Origin of the sequence: Hoeflea sp. IMCC20628, from assembly GCF_001011155.1 — a bacterium.
In the GTDB taxonomy this organism is placed as follows: domain Bacteria; phylum Pseudomonadota; class Alphaproteobacteria; order Rhizobiales; family Rhizobiaceae; genus Hoeflea.
Map to the genome: position 1 here is coordinate 28,481 of NZ_CP011481.1, position 23,748 is coordinate 52,228.

Genomic DNA, 23,748 nt, shown 5'->3' on the forward strand with positions numbered 1-23,748 from the left:
CGCAATGAGCGGCACTACGGCCATCAGAAATGTGAATTTCAAGATGTGATCCGAGTAGGAGATGTCAGCACCGCTAGGAGCGGACAATGCTCACATGTGCACAATCAGACCCGCAAAACGGGCGGTTCCTACTTAAATTTTGGGAGGGCGGTGAAGGCCGGGAGTTTCGCCGGCAATGCCGTGCTCGTCTATGAACTCGCGGGCAGCCGAAACGACGGGTCCGCTCGTGTCATTCCAGCACGTCACGAGAGCAAAGCCAAAGCAGAAGTCATTGCAGCATTCCTGCTTCACAAGCTTCGAACCTTGGTCAACCTGCAAACTGACGCGATGGCTATCGCCTGACGCCATGTGTGCGTCCACCTGATCCATCAACTGGAATGCACTCACTTGATTGTCGACATACGGATCGCTGTGCGGAGCCGCAGTAGCAACTGAAAGTGAGTAACCGGCTAGCGACACGATAATCGCCATCCTGATAAGAACCAGCAGTTTCCTGCCTATGATTCGATACATCACATTCATACTCAACATATAGAATCGGACCAATCTTTTTTCAAGTCTTTGAATTTATTTAGTTTATTAACGTTCTGTTAACTATCGGGAGTTCCCGAATCCATCAAAACGAATTCCGGTGAAGCGGAAAAGGCTACAGAAAGCTGTCTTTTCTGTGGCACCTTGCCGCCTGTACTGATCTGACGCGGTACCAGGCCGAGCCACGCAGAGCGATCACGGCCTTTGCCAAAGGCCTGCCCGTCGCCGATTGCTGCAACCAGAGCGCTGGCGGTCATCGGTCCTACACCGGGTATTTCCGTCAGTCTCTTCATCGCCGGATCAGACTGCGTCAATCCCTTGATCTCGGCATCAAAGGTGCCAATACGCACGTTTAGTTTATCAAGTTCGTCTGCCATGTCCGATATCAGCGTACGCATTCGCGGGCTGATATTGATGTCGGGGTCGTCGAGCAAAGTGCGAAGTTCTCGGGGATGCTGCATCAGCACACGAGAGCGCTGGCGACTCTGACGTGGAAGTCGAAATGCACAGAGGCACCGCTGCGCTGATACGGAAGATCATCGCTGGCGGAAATTCGGTTCGGAGACGATAGATCCGGCCAGGCTGGCATCATCGCGCTGCCTGTCCGGTTCATCCTCTCGGACATGAGGGATTGTAGCACACACCAATGTTCGGTGCTGACGCACGGCTCGAACTTCCGTCACGAAAGGCGGACACGACCCAAACCTGCATCAGTCCGGGACGGATTTGAACATGTTACTGGAGGTAGTTGGCGGGCGTATGTAACTGGCCGGGACATGTAGCACCTTTTGTTGTTTTGCGAATTTAACGCTCTGTGCCAATTCGTCCAACCTCGGCTCGGCGCTTTGAACAAAGACGGAAAGAAGGGCGATCCCGGTTCTGTAAACGCCGCCCAGTGGGACCTCGGTGCTTGATTCAAGTCAAGGCGAACAGTGCGAGGAAGCTCTAAAAGGAACGTGTCGAGTTTGGAAAAATTAAGGCGTATGTTCAGATTGAAGATAGCAAAGTGGACAGTGCGGTTGTACGCGGTAACAGTCATCGCGGTTACCGCAGCGTTCCTTTTTTCTGTTCTAGCTGTCGCTCCTGAGATTGACCATCGCATTCCGTCGGTGCAGACGGCCGCCGAATTGGTCATCCACTCAGCGGTTATCGGCGATGCCGCGGAGAAAATCGTTCCGGACGTGAATTGTCACTACGGGCCTGGCTGCGTAGCAATGATTCTTCCGAGCGGCAGCCTGGTACCGGCCTACGTGGTAGGCTCACCAGAACGCCCGACCCATCCACACATCAAGTCATCTTTGGTAAAGTACCTGCTCTTTTATCCGCCACGACTCCTTTCACAGGTCTGACTGCCAGCGCCGGTTGTCGGTGCTGCATAAAACTATGTGAAAGGAGCAAAAATGTTTGCTGAACAAAACACCCGTGCAACAACGGTCTCGCGCCGGGCCGTTGAGACAAAACTCGTCGAATCCCGCAATCGGTTCCTCGGCTTTCTTCGCCGGAGATTGAGCAGGCCACAGGATGCCGAGGATGTCTTTCAGGACTTCTGCGTAAAAGTGCTGCGCCATCATGCACAAATCGAGGACGATGAGAGGCTGGATGCTTGGCTCGGCGTCACCCTGAAACACACCTTGACGGATCACTACCGGCGGCAAGCAACGCGAAATCGCGGCGCAGAGGCCTATGCGATCGAGACCAAGGTGACCCAGCAGGAGGACACCGATACTTCGGAGCCCGCATGCACCTGCATTGCGGCGGCGATAAAGCTGCTTCAACCCTCTCAGGCAGAGTTGTTGGCTCGGATTGATCTACGAGACGAGCCGCGCACGGCTGTAGCAGCTGACCTCGGGCTGAGCTCCAACTCTTTGGGAGTTCGAGTTCATCGCGCGAGAACAGCGTTGAGGGAAAAGATAGCGGAGGTCTGCCCGGTTTGCGGGGATGGCGGCTTCATGTTTTGTGACTGCGATCACTCTCGTGGCGTTCGGCCATCGTCGATACCTCGCCAGTTTGATGTCCCAACGATGGTGTGATGCCCAATCCCGCAGCGCGACTTCTGATCAAGAGGGCTGGAAGGCTTGGGAGGTGGAATGACCGATCCGAGTCGAAGATCTCTGAAACTGCCGCCTGGCAATAGGCAGAGCTTAATCAGGGGTGTCGATGTGTGCCACTCCAAAACACCTACCAAGGAGTGAGCTTGTGAAACGTCAGATTACTCTTGATCCGACAAGTGCCCCTGAACTCAACGAACTGATATGCGCTGTATCGACATGCTTTTGTCCACGCTTTCGCCTGATCAGGCCAACATTGTTTGGCGTGTCGATTTCGACAGATAACGATCAGAAGACGTCGCGCGCAGATTGGGGCTCAGCGAGAGCACGACAGTCAATCGACTTGGATGTGGACGCCGGGCTCTAAAGGAACGGTTCGCAGAGATGTTGGGAATCTGCCCAAAACATGGCTTGTCCGGTTGCGGCTGCTCACCGTCGAACTGGGTAAATCTCAGAGGGTGCCTGTGATTGCGTAATGTCGGTCCGGCTCTGACGTCTATATTTGCAGGAGACACTTCTTCATGGAGAAAACTAAGATGCAGTCGAAAAACATCCCGCTCGGTGCAACGCCCGATAAATCACAAAAAGGCTGCTGTTGCGGGTCTTCGTCCAAAACGCAAGAGGCCAATGTTGCTGCGCGCAGTATAGACGCGCCTGCCGTCGTCAGGGTTGATCATGACACCGGCACCAAGACCGGCGGGTGCTGCGGCGCAAGCTGATCCGTCACCCCCGGCGCATGTCGCGGGGTTTCGCCCTATGAGGAGAAACAAAAATGACTCTCATTCTGGTATCCATCGCATCCGGCCTGATGTTAATTTTTGCGGCCTGCATGCACCAACGGCGCTCCGAAATCATCGCGTTGAACGCTGATGAAAGCGGTGTCCGCAATCCACCACCAGACACTTCAGAGGGAGTATCCCGATGTTCAAACTAAAAATCGCCGCAACAGCTGCGCTGTTGCTTTCGGTTGCAATCGCGGCAGCAGAGCCTATCGTTTTTGTGCCCGTAGGCAGCGCCAATACCGTGCTTGTGGTCAATGCTGAAACCGGTGAGACCGTGAAAACGATCAGAGGACTTGAGGCGGTGCATGGGCTATCGGGCGCGCCAGGTGTGCCGTATTTGGTAGCGGGCAGCTATGCCGAGACCGACCGCGCGGCAATATCGGAACTGACCCAACCCGAAAGCGTGTCAGAAGATGAGCATGCTGCCCATCATTCTTCTGCCGAAAATGAACCGATCGGACCTTCGGATGCAGGTATCAGCATTCTCAGCGTTCTGGATACGACGTCTGGCGAGATTATGCGGCGGATCGAAGTTCCGGGTGCGGTGCATCACACCGCTGTCTCCCCTGACGGGCGCTATGCTGTCGCAACCCACCCCACGGGCGATGGGATATCGGTTATTGATCTGAAGACATTTACGCTGACGGCGTATATTCCGACCGGTAACATGCCAAATTATGCCGCCTTCGGATCCGATCCCGATGTAGTCTATGTGTCGAACACAGGCAACGGAACGATCAGCGAAGTTGATCTCGGACGAGGAATTGTGCGACGCAACATGGTGGCCGGCAGCGGGCCAGAGCATATCGTCATCGACAGGAACAATGCGGTGCTCTATGCGGCGGACGCAGACGCTGGCGAGGTAATCGAACTGTCACTGTCCGACGGAACGGTCTTGCGGAGCTTTGCCGTTGGTGGCGAGCTGCATGCGATGGATCTATCTGATGACCGAGCAACGCTTTTTGTTGCCGGTCGCGGTGAAGACAAGATCGCGGCAATCACCCTTGCCGACGGTGAAATACAATATGCAGACCTATCCCCGGAACCGTACCATTTGACGAATATACCCAACACTGGCACGCTTTTTGTTTCGTCACGTGCCGAGCCAAAGATCTGGATTATAGATCAGGCGACGATGACGGCCCGAGGCGAATTCCAGATCGAAGGTGAGGGTCACCAAATGGTTGCACTGCCCTGACCCGGGTCCCCAACATTGAAGAAAGAGAGATACCATTGAAACATGCGCATGGCGATGACGCTTTAAATAAGGGCTCGATCAGTTTGGCCGGTGCCGTTGGGATGGGAACCGGCGTGATGATCGGCGCGGGTATTTTTGCGCTGACGGGGCAAATTGCGCAATTGGCCGGACCATATTTTGCCCTGTCTTTCGTATTTGGTGCCATCGTGACGTCCTTCAGCGCGTACAGTTACATCAAGATGTCGAATGCCTGGCCGTCCTCTGGCGGGATAGCGATGATCTTGCAGAAAGCCTACGGGCCAGGCGCCATCGCCGCAGCGGCGGCATTGTTGATGGCACTGTCCATGGTCATTTCGGAAAGCCTCGTGGCGCGGACATTTGCAACCTATGTATTGCGACCCTTTGATATCGCAGGGGGCCCGCTGGTGCCTGTATTGGCGGTCGGAGTCATCCTGTTTGCCTTTATCGTGAATGCTTCGGGCAACCGGTCTGTCGGTCTTTTGTCGATCATCATGGCGGTCATCAAGATCGGAGGAATTGCGCTCTTTGGTATCGTTGCGCTTTGGTCGGGCGGCTTCACGTTCGCAGCTGCAAGCAGTACCAACAGCGACTTCAATTTGACCGGGTTCATTGCGTCTGTAGCCCTGTCGATCCTGGCCTTCAAAGGCTTCACAACTATCACCAACAGTGGTGCAGAAATCACCGACCCGCATCGCAATGTAGGCCGCACCATCATGATATCGATTGCCATTTGCACGGTGGTATATCTGCTTGTCGCTTTTGCGGTCGGGTCCAATCTGTCGATTGATCAAATTGTTGCCGCCAAGGATTACTCACTTGCCGAAGCCGCATCGCCGGCATTGGGACAGTCTGGCTTTTACTTGACAGTCGTCTTGGCAGCTGTCGCCACCGCGTCAGGCGTGTTGGCGAGTGTATTTGCGGTGTCGCGCATGCTCGCTATGCTGACGGAAATGAAAATGATACCTCACAGCCATTTTGGCATGTCGGGCCCGATCCGCAGCCACACTCTGGTTTACACGGTCGTTCTGGCTTCGGCGCTTGCGGTGTTTTTTGATCTGAGCCGGATCGCGTCGCTAGGGGCATTCTTTTACTTGATAATGGACATGCTGGTGCATTGGGGCGTGTTTCGGCATTTGCGCCGCGAAATTGGCGCGCATGGGGCCATACTGCTTTGCGCGATTGCCTTCGACGGATTTGTTCTGGCAGCATTCACGACAATGAAATTGGGATCTGATCCTATGATCGTTCTATATGCAGGTGCCGCGATTTCAGCGGTGTTCATCTACGAACGGATATACCTGAAGCGCTGGACGGCGCTGGAGGCAGTAGCGAGACACTGACCGCGCACGTGAGCGGCGGAGCCATGTGTGAGGAAAATTGACGATTTGCAAACATAGCGACTTTGAAAACGCGCCCCACCAGTTGTGCGGGGCCGGATCAGAGAAATTAGGGGGTTGGGGGTGGTTCGAGTTCATCGGCGAAATGACTACAACACCGCTGGGTTCTCTCGATACGCACGCCGCTGATATACATTCACGAGCGCTGGCAATTTGGGTCAATTGCCAGCGCGACCAATGCAGGAGGTCGGGCAAACTGTAACTGATGTTGGAGGCAAAGTTGCGCGCAGCGCAATCATCGGTAGTGTCTCAGTTTGAATTTAGCGGATAAAAGATGCCCTTGATGCAAGCTGCGTTTCGTACAGCGATCTGAACGTGGCTCTTCATATAAATTCCGCTTCCAGTGAACGCCTTGCCGCCTTCAACGAACATCCCCCTTATCGTATCAAATGGTTCGAATGAAGGATCATCTTTGATGATTTCATCTATCATCTGGTGAAGGTGACGAAAGACGGCGCAATCAAGAAACCGAAGAACCCTGTCCGGGTCCTTTGCGCCCTTTGGGTTTGTGTTCTTAGGGACGGGGAGAGCTGCGGTCTTTTGCACCTTAACGAAAGAGGCATGTGCGGCGCGGAGAATTTCAATGTCTTCTCTGGAAACCAGATCGAGGCAACTGCGCAAATCTATCACCGCGCCGATAACGCTGGCCTCTTTGTACTGCCCGATAGAGACCTTCCACTGGGCCCATTCCAGCGCCCTCTTCGGGTCTGACTCCCAAAAATACGCGCCTGGTCCTAGCCAGTCGTAATCCCTATCGCTTTTAATGATTTCAACGCCATCCAGCACGGCTTTACGTGCAACGGCCCCGTCGCACCCGTGGTAGCCTAAGACAAAGGAAGTCGCTAGACGGCTCAAGCAGCAACAGACCCTTTCTTGCTACCTGCTCCCCCGAATTCAACCCTCAATTTCCCCTTAGTGGTATATATCCCCTCTTTGATAAGGGTATCGCGGGCGGACTTTTTCGTGGCCACGGCTCGCTTTGTCGCAGCTTCAATACCCTTGAGGATCTTCTTATTTCTCTGTTCTTGCGTCATATCTGGCTCCCGTCTGCAAATTGCGGTCACAACGACAACGTACTCGCAGCCCAAACGTTACACAAAATGTTTTGTCAGAGGTTTACAAAATGCGCAAGCGAAGTTCGTCTATTCGCTACGCTTCTTGTATGCACCGCGCGGGCCGGGCTTCGGTGCGCGGGCGTCAATCAAACCAACAATCCAATCCATATCGCGGAGCGTGTCAGATACGCCAGCGGCCATTGCTGGCGACATTCTAAGGCTCTTGTGCATCCGGCAGAAATTGTAATGCACAAAGTACAGCGAGAGCATGTGAAGGTGGTTATCGACCTTCTTTGAAAATGCATTGGTCAGGCGCGTGAAGCGGCGGTTGCTCATGCGGATATTCAGGTTCATGCGCTCCACATAGGACGTGTTGATATGGTCGCGGTCCGGGTCGCCAGTGATTTCGGTTTTCTTGATCCCGGTGCATTCAGCCGGGGAATAACGACCGCGAACACCGTCCGGGTCTGTGCCATAAATCTTGACCAACTGCGCATAGTCAACGTCCGCACCGAAAGCGCCTTCTACAACGTTAAGATATGCCTTGTGGCCATCGGTGGTAAGCTGGACGCGGTTGGCGAGGCGCGATGCTACATCATCCATAAACTCGCCTGCGTAGGATGCACCGCGACCGCCGACCAGATAAGAAATTATCAGTTTGCTGTCGGCGTCAATGGCTGTCCATGTCCAAGCATCGCCAGCGCCATCAACCGGGGTCTTCATGCCCTTGACGTTCTTCGCCTTGGCAGCAACGAACGACCAAATCTCGTCACACTGAACGCGCTCGGCTTTGACGCCGCGAACTGTGTTGTCGTGGTACTCGGCGCAGGCGTTGCCAGCATCCACCAGAAGCTTCGAAACCGTGTTGATCGAAACGCCAGTGATCCGCGAGACGGACCGCATGGACATTCCCTCAACCAGCATGGAGAGGATTTGAGCGCGCTTTGATGTGTCGAGTACGTTTGCCATACTCGAAACATATGAACTTTTATGCTTAGTGTCAACCATGAAAGTTCACTTCAAGGAGGGTGTGAAGTCGGGGGCCACCTCATCAGAGTTAGCGACAAACGAATAACCGGTGAGCTTTTCAAGATCATAATCAGACAAAGCTACATCCGCCTTGAAACTGTCCATCGAATATCTTCCACTGCTGAACACAAGCTCGGTAATTTTCTTCAATAGCAATGGCTCTTCAAATTGAATGGCCTTAGTTCCTCTGTCTAAAGGTTCTATTTTTCTCCAATTTTTGTATGAAATCTGTTTGTATAGGTTAGTAACTTGACGCTCATCAAACAATCCTAGGTCTTTGGCGCGGTAAACCATTGCTTGGATCGACACTTTCCAACGGGCCTTGAGGTCGACAAAACTCTCTGCTCTCGGCGAGTAGATTTCGTTGGGGAACGATTGCCTGGGCAACAAGAATGCACCGGCGAAATGGTCTGCTTCTCGCTCGATTTCCTTCAACCTAGCCTTATCATCAATTTCCTCCGCACCGACCCAACGGTGCAGGCATAAATGGGCGAGCTCATGCGCGGCGTCGAATCGCGCCCTAGCCGCAGATTCCTTGTCCGAGGATAGAAACATAAATGGGCGCGGCCCTGACCAAAAAGAGAAGGCTTCTATCTTTTCGCCCTCTATCCGATAGCGAGATACAATAATCCCCTTAGTCTCCAAAAGACGGACAACGTTCGAAATGGGGCCAAGGCCAAGGCCGAAGTGCTGCCTTGTACGTTCAGCGTATTCTTCAATTTCCTCGTCTTCGTAACTACCCCCGCGTGGCTCATAAGAGGGGATATCTACGGCTGGGTAGTTGGCGATAAAGTCAAATGCATGCGCAACTGACGAAAGCCACTTGGCGTATATCTCGCATGCTTGGTTGCGCCGCTTGGTATCGGTGCCAACCTTCCTGAAGAAATTGGCGCTATGCTTTCCAAACCCACCCCTTTGTTCTTTCGTAAAAAAAACTACAGGTTGGCCGAGCGCGGAGGCGATCTTTGTCATTACATTGGGTTCGGGGTTTTTATCGCCAAGCTCATATGCCGAAACTGCTTGGCGGCTCACGCCAACCCGCTCCGCAAGTTCCGTTTGCGTGAGCCGGGCTGCTAGCCGCCCTTCTGTCAAGCGATCTGGAATCAAAAGCCGCCCAATGTGTTCAGCTTGGGCGGCTTTTGGAAACTGGAATACGTTCTGATTATTCACCATTGTCCTTAATCCAACGCTCGATGTCTTCTTTCAACAAATTCAAGTCATCCAATCCAGTGTCTGTATCCTCTGGGGGGACTTCGGCGTCCATACTTACCGCGTGAGGCATTTTCATGAGATTGGGGGATGTCCATGAAAAATGTGTTTTTGAAGCCGCTGATGGCAGGCCTATATGCGCAAATTCCAAGGACTGGTGACCATGGACCAATAGAAAATGCGGGAGGCCCACAATTTCCAATTCTTCGCGGAATTCCTCAAAAGCAAACACCTGCTGCGTCCGAAGCCTTGCGTTCTCCCTAAACACAACGGGCCTTGGTTGGCGAAGCGGGTCCGCGATCTGACTAACAGATGCGGTTGAGTGTTTGAAACGCAACTGCAAATAACGGCCTGTTGGCCTCGCAAATTGTTCCCACCGATAATCGCAATCGATAGCCCCGCTTTTGATCGCACGTTCGATACCAAAATCGACAGCAAAAGCGATCAACCGACCGCGATTATCTTGGGCGCTATTCACCTCAAGGAACGGGTTGTCCTTGTAAAGGTCATTTGCCGCAGCGTAAGCGGATTTCAGAACTGTAGGGATAACTGGCCACTGAGTAACTGGAAACTGGTCTTTGATAAAGAGTTCCGGGCTTGTCATGGTTGGGTCTCGAATCGGTTGCAATCATTCCACTGCAACCAAATACGAAAAAATAGCGTTTTTGTCAACCATCCTTCGCCCAACGCTTTGCCGCAGCCTTCTGTGCAATCTCTTTCCGCCGCTCTGGCGTCATGTTCTCGGCGCGCTTCCGGCCACCCTTCGCGCCAAGAGCCTTGGCGTTCGGGTCTTTGCCATCGTCGGGCACATCGTCTTCAATCTCGCCAGTGGCGATCTGTGCGATGCGTACAGCCCGTCCGATGGCGTCGGCAGGGCGCTTCTGTCCTTTAGGTCCGGTTGGCATCAGGCCTCCTAATAAGTCTGTAGCTCACGACAGCAGCACCGCTAAAGTGCTCTAAGTCTCCACCGCACACCTCGCAGGAAAACTCTTCTATATCGCGAGCGGGGATGCTCTGTTCCGTTCGTTCGTAGACGGCACCGCACTTGCACGTGCGTTCTGATTTTCGCGTTCTCATTCGGTCACCTCATGCTTGCCACTAAGCATATAGGAATTCGCGCCGGGATTCGATAGCCTGTCAATCGGATCAAATTTCAAACTGAGACACTACCCAATCATCTGTATCGCTTTTTCATTCTGATCCTCAGGCAGTTGGAGAATTCGGATCAGTACCACTCAATGATGCGTGGTCATAGCTCAGTATTGATCAAATATTAAGTGACCGCTCACCAATATCTCAACGAACAATGAATTGATGAACTCGTGAAATTACTGACCACTGCAAAAATAATTTTCGCGATGTTTCTCTGGGCGAGTTGTTATCCGTTGATAACAATTGGCATCGCCTATGCCCCGCACCTGACGTTTGCAACCTTGCGGGCAGTGATCGCCGGCGTAATCCTGTTGGGGATCGCGCTGGCTTTGCGTCGCCCTTTTCCGCGCAGTTGGAAGACGTGGATCACCCTCGCAGCTATCGGGTTTGGGGCCACCAGCCTGGGGTATTTTGGCATGTTTCATGCGGCCGAATTCGTGTCGCCTGGGATTGCGACAGTTATCACAAACACCCAGCCCTTAATGGCTGCGGGCCTCGCGGGTGTCGTCTTGGGTGAGCGGCTGACGGGCTGGGGTAAATCGGGTCTTGTTCTGGGGTTTCTGGGAATCGTCGTCATCGCTGCACCGCGATTGTTCGGAGGTGGTCAGGAGAGCTACCTCATCGGCATCGCGTATATCATTCTGGCGGCTCTTGGCATCACTATCAGCAATGTGATGCTGAAACGGATTGCGGATACGGTCGATCCACTGATGGCCATCAGTGTCCAATTGCTGATCGGCAGTATCCCGCTGGCGGTGATTGCCGTCGTGACTGAAGACTTCACTGTGATCGAGTGGTCGCCCGGTTTTCTGTTTGCACTGGTTGGGTTGGCGGTGTTTGGCTCCGCGCTGGTATATGTCATCTGGATGTCGGTTCTTGCAGAAGTGCCGCTGAGCAAGGCCAATGCGTTCAGCTTTCTTGTGCCGGTATTCGGGCTGACGATGGGTTTGCTCTACTATGGCGAGTCCCTGGGCTGGCCGGAATTGATCGGCACGTCTCTTGCCCTTGTTGGCGTCATGATGGTCATTCGAAAGGGCATTGCGCCGCCGGCACTTATTGGCGTTACAGCGTAATGCTCACCGAGGTGTTGGCCGAAGGTCCTGATGTTCGGCGATGGGGCTCTGACAGAGTTCAGTTTCCTCGGCGTTGCTGTACTGTCTGACGTCAGCGCCCGTGGGACAGATTTGAGGATTTGAACAACGGAGGATTTCTGGTTCATCTTACCGATTGGGAGATCGAGATGAGACAGAAGCCTGAAACATCGAAGAACGCAGCTGACAAGCTGGTCAAGAACATCCGCCGCAAGACCCGCCAGACCTATTCAGCGGAGGAAAAAATCCGTATCGTTTTGGCGGGTTTGCGTGGAGAGGAAAGCATCTCGGTGCTGTGCCGCCGCGAAGGTATCGCCGAAAGCCTGTATTACAGCTGGTCGAAGGAGTTCCTGGAAGCAGGCAAGCGCCGGCTCTCGGGTGACACAGCACGGCAAGCGACGTCGCCGGAAGTAAAGGACCTTCGCTCTGAAGCCTTGGCGTTGAAGGAATGCGTCGCCGATCTGACCCTGGAGAACCGCCTGCTCAAAAAAAGCATGACAGGTGCTGGGGAGGACGAGGCATGAGATACCCTGCGACCGAGAAGCTTGAGATCATTCGCACGGTCGAAGGATCGCACCTGCCAACCAAGCAGACCCTCGATATGCTGGGCATACCGCGCACCACTTTTTACAGATGGTATGATCTTTACCTCGACGGTGGGGTTGTTGCCTTGGATGATCGGTCTCCACGGCCGAAGTCGGTCTGGAACCGTATCCCCCAAGACCGGCGTGATGACCTGATTGAGTTCGCGCTGGAACACGAGGCGCTGACGACCCGGGAGCTGGCAGTCAAATACACTGATGAGAAGCGGTATTTTGTCTCTGAATCATCGGCTTATCGTATCCTGAAGGAAGCCGATTTAATCACCGCACCGGCCTATGTGGTGATCAAGGCAGCCAATGAGTTCAAAGACAAAACTATCGCCATCAATGAGATGTGGCAGACCGACTTCACCTACTTCAAGATCATCGGGTGGGGCTGGTATTACCTCAGCACGATCCTGGACGATTACAGCCGCTACATCATCGCCTGGAAGCTTTGCACAAACATGCGGGCCGAGGACGTGACAGACACCATTGAACTGGCGCTTCAGGCATCGGGCTGCGACCAGGCCGTCGTGCGCCACAAACCGCGCCTGCTCAGCGATAACGGGTCATGTTACATCTCTGGCGATTTGGCTGAATGGCTGGAGGACAAGAAGATGGATCACGTTCGTGGAGCCCCGTTCCACCCGCAAACCCAGGGAAAGATCGAGCGATGGCATCAGACGATGAAGAACCGGGTCCTGCTGGAAAATTACTATCTGCCAGGCGATCTTGAACGCCAGATCGAGGCCTTCGTCGACTACTATAACAACAGGCGCTACCACGAGAGCTTGAAGAACGTCACACCCGCCGACGTCTACTTTGGGCGCGACAAAGCCATCTTGAGAGAAAGGAAAGAGATCAAGAAGCTGACAATCCGCCAACGTCGCTTGCACCATCAAAAACAAGCGGCATAATCAGTCACACAAACGAACCAGAGCCTCCAATACTCAAGCCGCTCTGATGTCCCATTTTATCTGACGACGGACACTGGGGCGCAGGAGCGCGCACTGAGAGCTGGGGCCGGAGTGTCCTTTCCTCCCTGACCAAGGGCAAGAACTTGGAGGATGGATCGATTCCTGTCTTTGTATGCACGACGGATGTGCTGTCGGGGGAACGGGTTGTGTACAACCGAGGGTCAGCGGCTGACTACGTTTATGCAAGTGCTGCGCTTGCAGGCATCTTACCACCGCTGATTGATGGTCCTCATGTCCTGATGGACGGCGCCTATGCGGACATCGCGCCTATAGATGTGGCGCGGAACACCGGTGTCGATGTAGTGATCGCTGTTGATCCAAGCCAGCCCGAAACCGGGATCGCTCCCCGCAACGGAATACAAGCGATGCTGAGATCAATCGAGATCTGTCAGAGCGAGCATGCCAAGCTGCGTTTCGGTCAGGCCGATATGGTCATCAGGCCTAAGTTTAGTAACACCATAGGTACACTGGAATTCCGCTACAAGCGGCAATGCATTGCGTCAGGCGCCATGGCGGTGCGCCGGTCTGGTGATCAGATCAGAACGTTACTTTGTCGAGGCAAATAGGCAACCACGTTCCGTCCCAAGGGTAGGGTTGCTAATAGAACTCGACTTCTGGCTATGCTGCTTTCCTTGTTTGGACAGGACTTTAGCCAAAACCTGTTCTCATGCCTTTCACCATGTCCACTGCGGTCTCTCGGCCCTTTGTTGATGAGCTCATAGCTTGACCCGCTTCAAGAGTTGCGCGTTGATTGCGACCACGACCGTGCTTGCCGACATCAGTATCGCGCCCACAGCGGGCGTGAGCAGAATACCCCATGGCGCAAGCACTCCCGCGGCAAGCGGGATGGCAAAGATGTTGTAGCCCGCTGCCAGCCAGAGGTTCTGTTTCATCTTGCGATATGTGACCCGGCTCAGTGTGATGATACGGGGGATGTCACGAGGGTCCGATCGCACCAGCACGATATGCCCAGCCTCGACGGCCACGTCTGCTCCGGCGCCGATCGCAATCCCGATATCCGCGGTGGCAAGGGCGGGCGCGTCATTCACCCCGTCCCCGATCATAGCCACCTTCTTGCCTTGGGCCTGCAACTCTCGGACCTTCGACGCCTTGTCGTCGGGCAGCACCTCCGCGAAAACTGTATCGATGCCAAGTTCTTTTGCGACCGCATCGGCCACCGCCTGTGCGTCGCCCGTCAGCATGGCGACCTCAATGCCCCGTTCATGCAGCGCCGCGATGGCTTCACGGCTTTCCTCGCGGATCGCATCCGCCACCGCATAGACAGCCAGCGCCTTGCCCGCCTGGACGAGATAGATCGCTGCCTGACCATTGCTGGCTGCGGCCTCGGAGGCAGCCTGAAGTGCTGGTGGAACATCGACGTTTTCCGCCTTGAGCAGCGCCGGCCCTCCCATATGATACTCGACCCCGTCGATTGTGGCTGCAACGCCCTTGCCGGTGATCGCGCGGAATCCGTCGGCTGATGGGACCGCGATGCCTTTGTCTTCCGCAGTTTTGACGATCCCCCGGGCTATCGGATGCTGGGATTCAGCTTCAATACCAGACGCGATGCGAAGGGCCTCGTCCTCCTTCAGGCCTTCAGCAACGGAACTGGCGACGATCCGGAACTCGCCCAGCGTCAATGTTCCGGTCTTGTCGAAAATTACGGTGTCAAGATTGCGGGCCTCCTCAAGCCCACGGCGGTCCCGGACCAGAAGGCCGTTACGGGCGCCTAGAGTCGTGGAGATGGCCACCACCAGCGGCACCGCCAGCCCGAGGGCATGTGGGCAAGCGATCACCAGAACCGTCACCATCCGCACCACCGCAAAATCCAGCTCGGCCCCTAGCAGTAGCCATGCCGCAAAAGTTACCACCGCCGCACCAATCGCGACAACGGTAAGAAGCCGGGCTGCGCGGTCTGCCAGGTGTTGAGATCTGGATTTGGAGGTCTGCGCATCGGCTACCAGCCGCATGATGCCCGACAGCTTGGTCTTGTCGCCCGTTCCGGTGACCTCAATGCGCAGAGACCCTTCTCCGTTGATCGTGGCGGCGATCACTTCGTCCCCTTCGCCTTTTTTCACGGGTCGCGATTCACCGGTGATCATCGCCTCGTCAATGTCGCTGGCACCCTTGCGCACCACACCATCCGCGGGAACGCTTTCACCCGGGCGCACCAGTAGCAGGTCGCCATTGCGCAAGGCACTGATATCGACCGTTTCCTCGCCCGTATCGGTTATCCGCGTTGCCGTGTCTGGCAAAAGCTTTGCCAGTTCCTTCAAAGCACCCTGAGCCTGATTGATGGATCGCATCTCGATCCAGTGGCCCAGCAGCATGATCGCGACCAGCGTTGCCAGCTCCCACCACAGTGGCATCGAGTCAATCAGCCCAAGCTGAACTACCCAGGAAAATACGAATGCGACCGTGATAGCGAGCGAGATGAGGGTCATCATCCCCGGTAGTCGATCTCTCAGCTCGCGCCACGCACCTTGAAGGAAAACGAGACCGCCGTAGAGGAAGACGACAGTAGAGAGCACAGGCGCCATCCAATCCGATCCGGGGAACGCCGGAGCCTGGTAGCCAAGCAATTCCTGGATGGGGGCCGACCAGATGACAACCGGAACGGTGACAGCGAGCGACAGCCAGAACCGATCCCGAAACTTCTCGGGAGAATGGCCCTGATGTTTGTCATGGCTATCGTGGCCCGCATGGTCGGATGAGGGTTCCGGCGTGTCGGTCTGACTGCCAGATGAGGACTTCGACGCATCCGTCACCGTGCCGTCGTGTTGCTCATGTCCTGCATGCGCGTCATGCGTAGCGGCAGGAGTTTCCGCCCCTGATTTCTGTGTGGCAGATAAGAGGGCGGCTGCCGGTTTGCTGTCGTCTAGGTGGTCTTCATGATCCTTGGTGGCTGCTACCTCAGGAGGTGCATCCTCAGCAGGTCTGTTGGATTGCAATCCAAGCTCGTGCACTGTTGATTTGATATCGGAAACCGCAACCCGGGTTTCGTCATAGCGGACGGTGGCGTTCTTCGCGGCGAAATTCACCGTAACGCTTTCAACGCCGGGTACCTCGCCGATCCGACTCTCCACTTCGTCGAGGCTCCATACCGACAACATGTCATCAACTTTGATCACGCTTGTTTTCATCATCTGTTCCTTTGGCGGTCTTCGACCGTGGGCGTTAGGCTATCTCGTCAATGCTATTTCGGTCTGTACAGCCGACATTTATAACTTTGATTTTCAGTAATTGTGGACTGCAAGAGCCAAGGAATTCAACGCTGGCACCTGACGCTTGCCGTACCCTTCGTGACGTGTTGCAGGGACTTAGACGCAGGTCCGCTTCGGATATTACAGATATTGGCTCGCAGTTCCGGATACTGACCTCCCGGTGTCGTCGGTGTCCGTCAGTATTCAAGCGAAAGGCACTATCAGCCCCGACTGTTGATGCCGTGTTGTTATTGATGACGACGTTCCTGAGTTGGGCTCAGTTATGGGCGCTTGCACTCGTCACCGTCCACCGCACATCACGATCCTTCTGCGCAAGCTTGGCGGGCTTGTCCTACCAGTCATCGGGTATCTCGCCGGCCTTGATCGCCGCCTTCTCGTCCTTGCTGTAGCGCCGCCTGGATGATCGTTGCATCGACGATCTGGCTACCTTTGGCAAGATAGCCAGACTTCAAGAGATGCTTATCGAACCGGGCGAACAGGTTGTCGATGACACCAGCCCGAACCAGGTTTTCGCGGCGGTGTTCCCGGCGAGCGCGCCGAGGCCACCGCCATCGCTATAGGTGTGTATTTCCGCCCGCACCGCTCCCTGTCGGAGATATGCCGATACCCAAGGCCTTGTTGGTTTTTTCAATCGATGCCGACGCGTTTTTCTCCATTCCCGTGAGCGCACGGATGGCGTCAATCGTTTCGGGAATGACAATCGCCTGATTGTCCACCATATACGCATAGAACAGCTCATTACCCTGCACCGTGAGCATGTCCTCCCACAACGCCACTTCATACAGGTCAGCATGCGGCCGTCCGAGGTCGGCCATCCACTCCTTGACCGCGTTGAGCGCGGAAAGACCGGAATCCATACGGATAAGCGCTATGCGCGAGGACGTTCTGAAGGCGTCAAGGATGTCGTCCTTGCAGGCGGGTTTGGTGAGTTCTACAGACCAGTAGTGTAGATGGCCCAAGGTCTCAGGCACTTTGACCGCCATGGTCACAACGTCAAGCTGCGGATCGACGCTTTGCGCGTCCGGCCCTTGGTGACTTGGTATGTTTGGCTCGGGCACCAAGGTGTTCATGATACCGCCTAAATGGCTTTCCCATGGATCGGTCGCGCGGCGCAAGAGCGTGCCGCGCGCCTTGCGGAGCAACCCTGCCTGCTTGAGCGCGGTGAGCGTGCGCACAATCGAGGTTGTATTGCACGAGACCACGCGCGTGGCATCGCGTCCTACCGCACTGGCAAAATTGGCTTCCGCCACGAAGGAATGTCCCGTTTCCTCGTGCTTTTCACCACCTTGAAGAATGAACTTGATGCCTTGTCGGCGATAGGTCCTGATATTTTGCGCCGCGATTTTCTTGGGCGTACAATCGACTATGATATCCGATACCGCCAGGAGGTCGTCAAGCCCACCCTGGATGGCCAATCCAGCCGCGTGCATGACCGCCGCGCTGTCGGGTGTGGCACCGAACAGGCGGTAGCCACGTGCTGTGGCAATATGCATGCGCCAGTCAGTAACGACATCACACACGCCCGCCAATATCATGTCTTCCTGACGCGTCACAGCATCGGCAACACGTTTGCCGATGACTCCATATCCGTTGACGGCGACACGTGTTTTGGTTGATGTGACCATGATGTTTCTCCGTTGGGTGCCAACTGAGGTCTAAATACCTGACTATCCGCACATTTGGATAGCGGTCAAATATACAGACGCTCGCGTTGTTGCCCCATTACAGCGAAGAACTACAGGACCACAACGCTGCTGGTTTCCTGTTCAGGACAGGACCTAAAACGTGTCGCAGCTTGTGATATTCGGGATTCCCAGATTGCTTGATCCAAAGCGATTTCTGGCGGCGGCAGACCACTGTATAATGGGTGCATAACAACTCTGAATTCGAATGCCAGAATGGCACGGCACCGACGCAGTTGGCAAGGCTCACCACGCGGCAATGGGTGGAATAAACCGGCCGGCCCTCACCTTCCATTTCGAGTTTTGCAGCACATAAAAGACGTTACGTCGGACCTACTCAGTTTTCATATGCGCCCATCCCGGGCGCTCGAACAGGAAGTTCCCGAAACCGGTCAAGCCGATAGCAAGATAGAGTATGATCGGAGTTATCAGGGCCACCAGGAAGACCGCAAGGCTGAGCGGTCCGGTTTGCGTGATCAGCCCGGTATTCATGGCTATCTCGCGAAAGATCGACATGGGGATTGTAAAAACAAGGTAGATGACAAGAGAATGGCTGCCGATCCACCGCAACCAGCCTGTATATGGCCGATCCACCAAAACCACACTGAACGCGCAAAGTGCCACCGCGCCTGCGACACCAAGCAGCAAATGCAGCGGTGGAAACGCAGCAAACCCCATGCGCGTTTCGTCCGGAAGCAATTCGAAACTCGGTAGAAACACCAAAAATCCGTTGACGACGAACCAGACAGCCAGCGCAGCAATTGCTTTCCCGCGATTTTCGGCTATCCAGCCGGCCATCCGAAAAATCTGCGGAGCGAACGCATAGCCGATGTAGAAGAACACGAAATAGGCGGCAAATTGCGTCACAATGTAACTTGAAACGTTGATCGGAGCGATCTGCAAACCGGTCGCGACAGCAATCACAAGCCAGTGCGGCACCCGGAATTGCCACAGCAGCTTCGCGGCAATGGCGAACACGCCGAGCATGTAGACAAACCACAACACCCCATAGGGCTGGACAATGGCGCGGGCAAGATCCACTGCCATAGCAACAGGATCGCGAGCGAAAATGCCCACCTTCAAAGCGATCATGATGAAAGCCCACAAACCATAGAAATACATGTAATGCACAAAGCGGCGATCAGCATATCGCCGCCAGGGACGAGCGATCACCGTCGAAAGAAACAGGCCGGAAATGAGAAAAAACTCCGGCATGCGAAAGGGCGTAGCGAACGCGATCACGTAATGAAGAAAACCGACACCGCCGGCATGCCGACCGGTACTGTAGGTCGCATACATCATCACCACCAAGATGATCGACACGCCCTTCGCAATGTCCACCCAAGCCATACGCTTCGAATGAGTCATTGCGATTCCAGGGCGTTGCGCGCATTCATCTCATCGTGGCCGTTGCGGATTTCGTCCGGCCATGTGCTCTTGATGTAGGAGAGTACCGCGATGATTTCTGCATCGGTGAGCACTCCTTCATAGACCGGCATTGCCGAAGTGTAGTTCTTCAGATTGGCGGCGGCTACAATTCCGTACTTTGTGATCTCGAAGAGAATTTGATCCGTGTGATGCCAGGTATGGCCGGTCTCGTCATGGGGCGGCGCCGGCATCAGACCGTCCGGTCCCGGCGAACGCCAATCCTCGTCTTGTCCTTCCAATTCCACACCATGGCAGGACGCGCAACTATCGGCATAAAGGGTTTTACCCAACGCCAACACTCGCCGGTCGTCTGGTTTAAAAAGCCCCGTTCTTACTTCATCCTGTTGCACCATCACAACGATCGCGGCGATTACAAACCCCGCAACAGCGGCAAAGGCCGTGACATACAAAGACCTACTACGCATGGCCGTCTTACACCACGATGAGCCGGGAGCCCGAAGGCACGCGGTTGTATAGGTCAATAATATCCTGGTTCATCAATCGGACGCATCCGCTTGAGACGGCCTTACCGATCGTCCAGTATTCGGGCGAGCCGTGGATACGGTAGAGAGTGTCTTCACCATTCTGGAAGATATAGAGCGCGCGCGCGCCCAAAGGATTATCGAGCCCGGGCGGCATGCCGCCATTGTCCGCGCTCCATTGCTCCAGTTCCGGTTGCCGTTCGATCATCTCCGCAGGCGGCGTCCATTTTGGCCACGCCTGCTTCCACTGTATGCGGCCTTCGCCCGACCATTCAAAGCCTTGCCGGCCAAGGCCAACCCCATAGCGCATGGCCTTGCCACCTTCCTGGACAAGATGAAGGAAGAATGTACTCGTATTGACTATGACGGTACCGACTGGATGCGGGCCTGCGTAATCGACCTGTCTACGCCAGAGTTTTTCCGGTACTTTTGTCAAGTCGACTGCTGGAATGGGGAATCTTTCATCCGGCATCGGTCCGTACATTGCAAGATAGGAAGGAGGTGGCCCTTTTGGCTCGGGCGGGACCTGCAGTGTTTCAGTTGTCGAGCAACCTTGCAGCGTGACAATCGACAGGCTCCCCGCACCCGTGATGAATTGGCGCCGGTTCATTGTGTGCCAGCCTTGAAGAAAACCGCAGGAGCCTCAGCGGCTCGACCAGTGAACGCATAGACCGTATAGTTTGCCTCTGGGTCATCGCCCATACCGAGTGACCCCATCGGCATGCCCGGGGTCGACACTCCACGGATATCCGGTCGCTCGGTCATCAGTTTCTTGACCGCCTCGATCGGCACATGACCTTCAAGCACGTATTTGCGTTCGCCGCCAATCATGGCGGTATGGCAGGCCTCAAGTCCCCCGGGCACGCCGGCCTGCATCTTGATCGGCGTGAGGTCTTCCACATCGGTAGTCTCGACGTCGTAGCCTGCCTTTTCCATGGCTTCAACCCAGGCCTGGCAGCACCCGCACCATGGCGTCTTGAAAACCATGATCTGGTTGTCAGCATCCGGCGTTTCGGCAAGCGCAACCGTGGTTATTGTGGAAAGCCCCATGGCAATCGACACGGCAAGTGAGGTGAGAATTTTGGTCATTTCAGATGTCTTTCTAACTGTTGGAGAGGCTGTTTATGGCAAGCATGGCCCACGGTTTTGAGCATGAAGACCCGAACACCGGGGCATCGTTCCAAAGCAGTAAGGGTCGCAGCATTTCCACGTATGGCGTTTCATACAGCGTCGCCGAAGGGATCAGTCTGGTGCCCGCGACCATAGGCGGTCAGCGGGTGAGAATTATCCTTAGCGGGTTGCCCGAACCGGCCTTGCCGGCGTTGCATGCATTAATCGACGGACGCTGGAGCCGGGGGACACGGTGAGGGTTCGTGTGTTTGCTGATACATCACAACACCACCACCTGTGCACCGACAGGCACCCTTTCATAAAGGTCTTCGACATGTGCATTGATCATGCGAATACAGCCGTTGGAGACCGAGCGCCCGATGGACGAGGGCTGTGTCGTGCCGTGGATGCGGTAATATGTGTCGCGGCCGTTCCTGTAGAGATAAAGTGCACGCGATCCGAGCGGATTGCCTGGACCTCCGGGGACACCCTTGGCATATTTGGCGTACTTGCCGGGTTGGCGCCGGATCATATTTTTGGTCGGCGTCCAGCTCGGCCATTTCGCCTTGCGAGCTATATTAGCAGTCCCTTTAAAAGTAAGGCCCGCTTTGCCAACGCCCACGCCATAGCGGCGCGCCATTCCATTGCTCAACTGCAAATAGAGAAAGTGGTTGCGGGGGTCGACAATAACCGTACCGGGCGAATACCCCGAGAACGCCACTGATTGTGGCTCAAACTTCGGGTCCAACTTGAATGAATTTACATGCGCATGAGCCTGCGATGCCGGCATCAATGCCAAAGCCGCAAAGCCGAACATGAGTTTTCGTTTGGAAATCATAATTACCTCGTGACTGATCAAATTCAAGAAGCGCCTATTGGCGCGGCTATCCGTAATCAGGACACGATGGGGGGTCTCATGAGGCTGCCTTCGACCGAATAAGTCAGCGAAGCCGAATACGAACTTGCTTTAACGGAGATTGTTCGCGGAAAACCTGCAACCACATTTGGCGTAAGGTAATGGCAGTCCATGGCACAACTGGTGTGACCATGCCCCATCTTGCTGCCGGGAGTCTCACAGCAGTTCATCATGACAGCGTCGGGCAGGCTTTGTACGGTCATCATCTGGCCAACCGCATCCGCAGTTTGCGCACTCTGCGTAGAGGCCACGAGTGCGCCATTTGTAAACAGCAAGAAAACAACTGCGATGATGAGACTGCGCATACCAACCTAATTACCCGAAAAAGCTGAAATATTCCATAAGAAACCGACCATCACGCAACAGTGAACCACGTCGTCATGCCTGCCGCCGCATGTTCAAGCATGTGACAATGGTAAAGCCATTTTCCCGGATTGTCGGTGACAAAGGCAATTTCCGTCGTCTGGTTGGGCCCGATCAGGAAGGTGTCGCGCCACGGCTTACCTTCGTCCACCTCGCTTCCAGACCGGGAGATCACCCGGAAATGATGCCCATGCACATGCATCGCATGAACCCAGGCAGTCCTGTTAATGGTTTCGATGATGATGGTTTGCCCGCGTTCTGCAACGAACAGGGGATCGTCGGCGAGGTTTGCAACACCGTTGAATGCCCAGGTCTGGCGGGTGCTTTGCACATCCTCCCCCTGAAGTTTCTTGCCCTGGTATGTGATCTCGACAAAGCCACCCATAGCCCCGCCCTCCATAAGGACTTTCACCCGCCGCGCGTTGGCGATGTCGGGCTCGGGAATCGCGTTGATCGCAACAGCTGGTGCGGTCACAGCAGCGGTTGCAACGCCCTCGACTTTGAATTCTGCCATGACGAAAGGATCGTCGCTCGACACCTCCTCCAGTGCAAAATTTTCCTGAGGGACGACCAACAGATCCATGCGCTGCGCCGGGCCAAGCATCGCGGGCGCATAAGCAAGGCTGATTGGCTCGGACAAAGCCTGGCCGTCATAGGCCAGCACCTTTGCGTCGAACCGGTTGGGGTCTATTTCGAAGACGCGAGCGTTGGCTGCATTGATCAGGCGCAACCGGTAGGCTTCACCGCGCTTGAGCGCCGTCACCGGCACTGCCCCCCCATTTACCGTGATCCAGTTGCCGAGGCGGCCGCCGTGGCTCCAATCCATCAGCGAACCGAAGCTCTCGGTGTCCAGCACGCCCGGCCGGCGCAGCCGCCAGTCGTCAAGAACCAGTGTGATGTCGTGGGAGCTGTCGAACGGCCTCTCCGGCTCATCAATGATCATCGGACCGTAAAGGCCTCGGCCAACCTGGTTCCAGCTTTTATTGTGCGCATGATACCAATAGGTGCCCGCATCAGGCACTTCAAAATCATACACGAAGCTGGCGCCCGGTTGCACTGCTTCCTGTGTCAGTCCCGAAACGCCGTCCATGGCATTGTCGATCCGGATCCCGTGCCAGTGAATGGATGTCGGTTCCTCCAGATTGTTGGTGAAACGGACACGGACGCGATCTCCCTTACGGACACGAATTTCAGGCCCCGGCACTTCGCCATTGTAAGCCCAGACATCGGAAGCTTCAGCGTCTGGCCGGAAGAGCTTTTTCTTTGCGGGCCCAGCGATCAACTCGAGCTCTGTAGAGCTTGTGCGCGCCAGCGACAGAGCCGGAAACTGGGTGGCAGAGACAAGCCCGGCCGCCCCGATGATGAAATTACGCCGATTGATCATTTTTCAGGTTCCAGAAGTTAAATTGGACTTGGGGATGACGTTTTGACTACTCAGTTACAAAGCGCCATCGTGAAGGTCGTCTACA

At 55.1% G+C, this 23,748-nt stretch carries 23 protein-coding genes and 1 pseudogene; 8 read left to right on the forward strand and 16 right to left on the reverse strand.

From position 1 onward, the window contains the following. Nucleotides 1–132: 132 nt before the first annotated feature. On the reverse strand, nt 133–513 hold the full coding sequence (locus tag IMCC20628_RS25525) for a hypothetical protein (protein ID WP_047033115.1): 381 nt from the start codon (nt 511–513) through the stop codon (nt 133–135). Between the two features lie 77 nt (nt 514–590). Continuing rightward, nucleotides 591–821 (reverse strand): annotated as a pseudogene (locus tag IMCC20628_RS25850) (transposase); the annotation flags it as partial. A gap of 693 nt (nt 822–1,514) precedes the next feature. Between IMCC20628_RS25850 and IMCC20628_RS23675 the strand changes: the two are divergent. From IMCC20628_RS23675 to IMCC20628_RS23690, 5 genes are all read left to right on the forward strand, one after another. Further along, a complete protein-coding gene (locus IMCC20628_RS23675; protein ID WP_047033045.1) occupies nt 1,515–1,880 on the forward strand; it encodes a hypothetical protein in 366 nt (121 codons plus the stop codon). A 51-nt stretch (nt 1,881–1,931) separates the two neighbouring features. Next, on the forward strand, nt 1,932–2,561 hold the full coding sequence (locus IMCC20628_RS23680) for an RNA polymerase sigma factor (protein WP_052766656.1): 630 nt from the start codon (nt 1,932–1,934) through the stop codon (nt 2,559–2,561). 539 nt (nt 2,562–3,100) lie between these two features. Beyond that, nucleotides 3,101–3,298, forward strand: coding sequence for a hypothetical protein (locus tag IMCC20628_RS25285; protein ID WP_156174720.1), 198 nt, complete (start codon nt 3,101–3,103; stop codon nt 3,296–3,298). A 202-nt stretch (nt 3,299–3,500) separates the two neighbouring features. Next, complete coding sequence (locus IMCC20628_RS23685) at nt 3,501–4,559, forward strand: YncE family protein (RefSeq protein ID WP_047033046.1); 1,059 nt, start codon at nt 3,501–3,503, stop codon at nt 4,557–4,559. A gap of 101 nt (nt 4,560–4,660) precedes the next feature. After that, nucleotides 4,661–5,920, forward strand: a complete 1,260-nt coding sequence (locus IMCC20628_RS23690; protein ID WP_047033117.1) for an APC family permease — start codon at nt 4,661–4,663, stop codon at nt 5,918–5,920. 306 nt (nt 5,921–6,226) lie between these two features. Here IMCC20628_RS23690 and IMCC20628_RS23695 read toward each other — a convergent pair whose 3' ends face one another. From IMCC20628_RS23695 to IMCC20628_RS23720, 6 genes are all read right to left on the reverse strand, one after another. Further along, nucleotides 6,227–6,832: a hypothetical protein gene (locus IMCC20628_RS23695; RefSeq protein ID WP_047033047.1), complete on the reverse strand. Its 606-nt coding sequence runs from the start codon at nt 6,830–6,832 to the stop codon at nt 6,227–6,229. Beyond that, on the reverse strand, nt 6,829–7,011 hold the full coding sequence (locus IMCC20628_RS23700; RefSeq protein ID WP_047033048.1) for a hypothetical protein: 183 nt from the start codon (nt 7,009–7,011) through the stop codon (nt 6,829–6,831). The genes IMCC20628_RS23695 and IMCC20628_RS23700 overlap by 4 nt, the downstream gene beginning before the upstream one ends. Nucleotides 7,012–7,119: 108 nt before the next feature. Further along, complete coding sequence (locus IMCC20628_RS23705) at nt 7,120–8,001, reverse strand: IS1 family transposase (protein ID WP_210165845.1); 882 nt, start codon at nt 7,999–8,001, stop codon at nt 7,120–7,122. A 45-nt stretch (nt 8,002–8,046) separates the two neighbouring features. Continuing rightward, a complete protein-coding gene (locus IMCC20628_RS23710) occupies nt 8,047–9,234 on the reverse strand; it encodes an XRE family transcriptional regulator (RefSeq protein WP_052766657.1) in 1,188 nt (395 codons plus the stop codon). Next, on the reverse strand, nt 9,224–9,874 hold the full coding sequence (locus tag IMCC20628_RS23715; RefSeq protein ID WP_047033050.1) for a hypothetical protein: 651 nt from the start codon (nt 9,872–9,874) through the stop codon (nt 9,224–9,226). Before IMCC20628_RS23715 ends, IMCC20628_RS23710 begins: the two co-directional genes overlap by 11 nt. Nucleotides 9,875–9,938: 64 nt before the next feature. Beyond that, complete coding sequence (locus IMCC20628_RS23720) at nt 9,939–10,175, reverse strand: hypothetical protein (protein WP_047033051.1); 237 nt, start codon at nt 10,173–10,175, stop codon at nt 9,939–9,941. 417 nt (nt 10,176–10,592) lie between these two features. Here IMCC20628_RS23720 and IMCC20628_RS23725 point away from each other — a divergent pair, with 417 nt between their 5' ends. From IMCC20628_RS23725 to IMCC20628_RS23740, 3 genes are all read left to right on the forward strand, one after another. Further along, entirely contained in the window at nt 10,593–11,495 is a 903-nt protein-coding gene (locus IMCC20628_RS23725) for an EamA family transporter (RefSeq protein WP_245307989.1), read from the forward strand. Between the two features lie 167 nt (nt 11,496–11,662). Further along, nucleotides 11,663–13,014, forward strand: a protein-coding gene (locus IMCC20628_RS23735) for an IS3 family transposase (RefSeq protein ID WP_156174385.1) whose coding sequence is annotated in 2 segments (ribosomal slippage) — nt 11,663–11,999 and nt 11,999–13,014 — 1,353 coding nt in all. Because the reading frame shifts where the segments join, the coding sequence is not laid out codon by codon here. A 143-nt stretch (nt 13,015–13,157) separates the two neighbouring features. Beyond that, complete coding sequence (locus IMCC20628_RS23740) at nt 13,158–13,640, forward strand: hypothetical protein (protein WP_156174721.1); 483 nt, start codon at nt 13,158–13,160, stop codon at nt 13,638–13,640. A gap of 150 nt (nt 13,641–13,790) precedes the next feature. On the opposite strand, the gene IMCC20628_RS23745 is transcribed toward IMCC20628_RS23740, so the two are convergent. The 8 genes from IMCC20628_RS23745 to IMCC20628_RS23790 all read right to left on the reverse strand — a co-directional run bounded on the left by IMCC20628_RS23745 (nt 13,791) and on the right by IMCC20628_RS23790 (nt 23,663). Continuing rightward, complete coding sequence (locus tag IMCC20628_RS23745; RefSeq protein ID WP_197078513.1) at nt 13,791–16,205, reverse strand: heavy metal translocating P-type ATPase; 2,415 nt, start codon at nt 16,203–16,205, stop codon at nt 13,791–13,793. A 647-nt stretch (nt 16,206–16,852) separates the two neighbouring features. Next, nucleotides 16,853–17,923, reverse strand: a complete 1,071-nt coding sequence (locus IMCC20628_RS23750; protein ID WP_047033054.1) for a type II glyceraldehyde-3-phosphate dehydrogenase — start codon at nt 17,921–17,923, stop codon at nt 16,853–16,855. Between the two features lie 390 nt (nt 17,924–18,313). Continuing rightward, nucleotides 18,314–19,348: an acyltransferase family protein gene (locus IMCC20628_RS23755; RefSeq protein ID WP_047033055.1), complete on the reverse strand. Its 1,035-nt coding sequence runs from the start codon at nt 19,346–19,348 to the stop codon at nt 18,314–18,316. After that, on the reverse strand, nt 19,345–19,833 hold the full coding sequence (locus IMCC20628_RS23760) for a cytochrome c (protein WP_047033056.1): 489 nt from the start codon (nt 19,831–19,833) through the stop codon (nt 19,345–19,347). Before IMCC20628_RS23760 ends, IMCC20628_RS23755 begins: the two co-directional genes overlap by 4 nt. A gap of 7 nt (nt 19,834–19,840) precedes the next feature. Then, on the reverse strand, nt 19,841–20,374 hold the full coding sequence (locus IMCC20628_RS23765; RefSeq protein WP_052766668.1) for a L,D-transpeptidase: 534 nt from the start codon (nt 20,372–20,374) through the stop codon (nt 19,841–19,843). Between the two features lie 122 nt (nt 20,375–20,496). Continuing rightward, the gene (locus IMCC20628_RS23770; RefSeq protein ID WP_245307990.1) at nt 20,497–20,979 is read right to left on the reverse strand and encodes a DUF411 domain-containing protein; all 483 of its coding nucleotides are present in this window, start codon (nt 20,977–20,979) and stop codon (nt 20,497–20,499) included. A 301-nt stretch (nt 20,980–21,280) separates the two neighbouring features. Next, complete coding sequence (locus tag IMCC20628_RS23780; protein WP_047033121.1) at nt 21,281–21,790, reverse strand: L,D-transpeptidase; 510 nt, start codon at nt 21,788–21,790, stop codon at nt 21,281–21,283. Between the two features lie 481 nt (nt 21,791–22,271). Then, nucleotides 22,272–23,663 (reverse strand): multicopper oxidase family protein, encoded by a 1,392-nt coding sequence (locus tag IMCC20628_RS23790; protein ID WP_047033060.1) that lies wholly within the window; start codon nt 23,661–23,663, stop codon nt 22,272–22,274. Nucleotides 23,664–23,748: the final 85 nt, after the last annotated feature.

What these genes read in the sequence shown, in the direction of transcription:
- IMCC20628_RS23790 (WP_047033060.1), bottom strand. Translation starts at nt 23,663, where the DNA reads ATGATCAATCGGCGTAATTTCATCATCGGGGCGGCCGGGCTTGTCTCT.
- IMCC20628_RS23755 (WP_047033055.1), bottom strand. Translation starts at nt 19,348, where the DNA reads ATGACTCATTCGAAGCGTATGGCTTGGGTGGACATTGCGAAGGGCGTG.
- IMCC20628_RS23700 (WP_047033048.1), bottom strand. Translation starts at nt 7,011, where the DNA reads ATGACGCAAGAACAGAGAAATAAGAAGATCCTCAAGGGTATTGAAGCT.
- IMCC20628_RS23710 (WP_052766657.1), bottom strand. Translation starts at nt 9,234, where the DNA reads ATGGTGAATAATCAGAACGTATTCCAGTTTCCAAAAGCCGCCCAAGCT.
- IMCC20628_RS25525 (WP_047033115.1), bottom strand. Translation starts at nt 513, where the DNA reads ATGTATCGAATCATAGGCAGGAAACTGCTGGTTCTTATCAGGATGGCG.
- IMCC20628_RS23675 (WP_047033045.1), top strand. Translation starts at nt 1,515, where the DNA reads ATGTTCAGATTGAAGATAGCAAAGTGGACAGTGCGGTTGTACGCGGTA.
- IMCC20628_RS23705 (WP_210165845.1), bottom strand. Translation starts at nt 8,001, where the DNA reads ATGGCAAACGTACTCGACACATCAAAGCGCGCTCAAATCCTCTCCATG.
- IMCC20628_RS23680 (WP_052766656.1), top strand. Translation starts at nt 1,932, where the DNA reads ATGTTTGCTGAACAAAACACCCGTGCAACAACGGTCTCGCGCCGGGCC.
- IMCC20628_RS25285 (WP_156174720.1), top strand. Translation starts at nt 3,101, where the DNA reads ATGGAGAAAACTAAGATGCAGTCGAAAAACATCCCGCTCGGTGCAACG.
- IMCC20628_RS23685 (WP_047033046.1), top strand. Translation starts at nt 3,501, where the DNA reads ATGTTCAAACTAAAAATCGCCGCAACAGCTGCGCTGTTGCTTTCGGTT.
- IMCC20628_RS23780 (WP_047033121.1), bottom strand. Translation starts at nt 21,790, where the DNA reads ATGCCGGCATCGCAGGCTCATGCGCATGTAAATTCATTCAAGTTGGAC.
- IMCC20628_RS23715 (WP_047033050.1), bottom strand. Translation starts at nt 9,874, where the DNA reads ATGACAAGCCCGGAACTCTTTATCAAAGACCAGTTTCCAGTTACTCAG.
- IMCC20628_RS23750 (WP_047033054.1), bottom strand. Translation starts at nt 17,923, where the DNA reads ATGGTCACATCAACCAAAACACGTGTCGCCGTCAACGGATATGGAGTC.
- IMCC20628_RS23720 (WP_047033051.1), bottom strand. Translation starts at nt 10,175, where the DNA reads ATGCCAACCGGACCTAAAGGACAGAAGCGCCCTGCCGACGCCATCGGA.
- IMCC20628_RS23770 (WP_245307990.1), bottom strand. Translation starts at nt 20,979, where the DNA reads ATGACCAAAATTCTCACCTCACTTGCCGTGTCGATTGCCATGGGGCTT.
- IMCC20628_RS23760 (WP_047033056.1), bottom strand. Translation starts at nt 19,833, where the DNA reads ATGCGTAGTAGGTCTTTGTATGTCACGGCCTTTGCCGCTGTTGCGGGG.
- IMCC20628_RS23690 (WP_047033117.1), top strand. Translation starts at nt 4,661, where the DNA reads ATGGGAACCGGCGTGATGATCGGCGCGGGTATTTTTGCGCTGACGGGG.
- IMCC20628_RS23765 (WP_052766668.1), bottom strand. Translation starts at nt 20,374, where the DNA reads ATGTACGGACCGATGCCGGATGAAAGATTCCCCATTCCAGCAGTCGAC.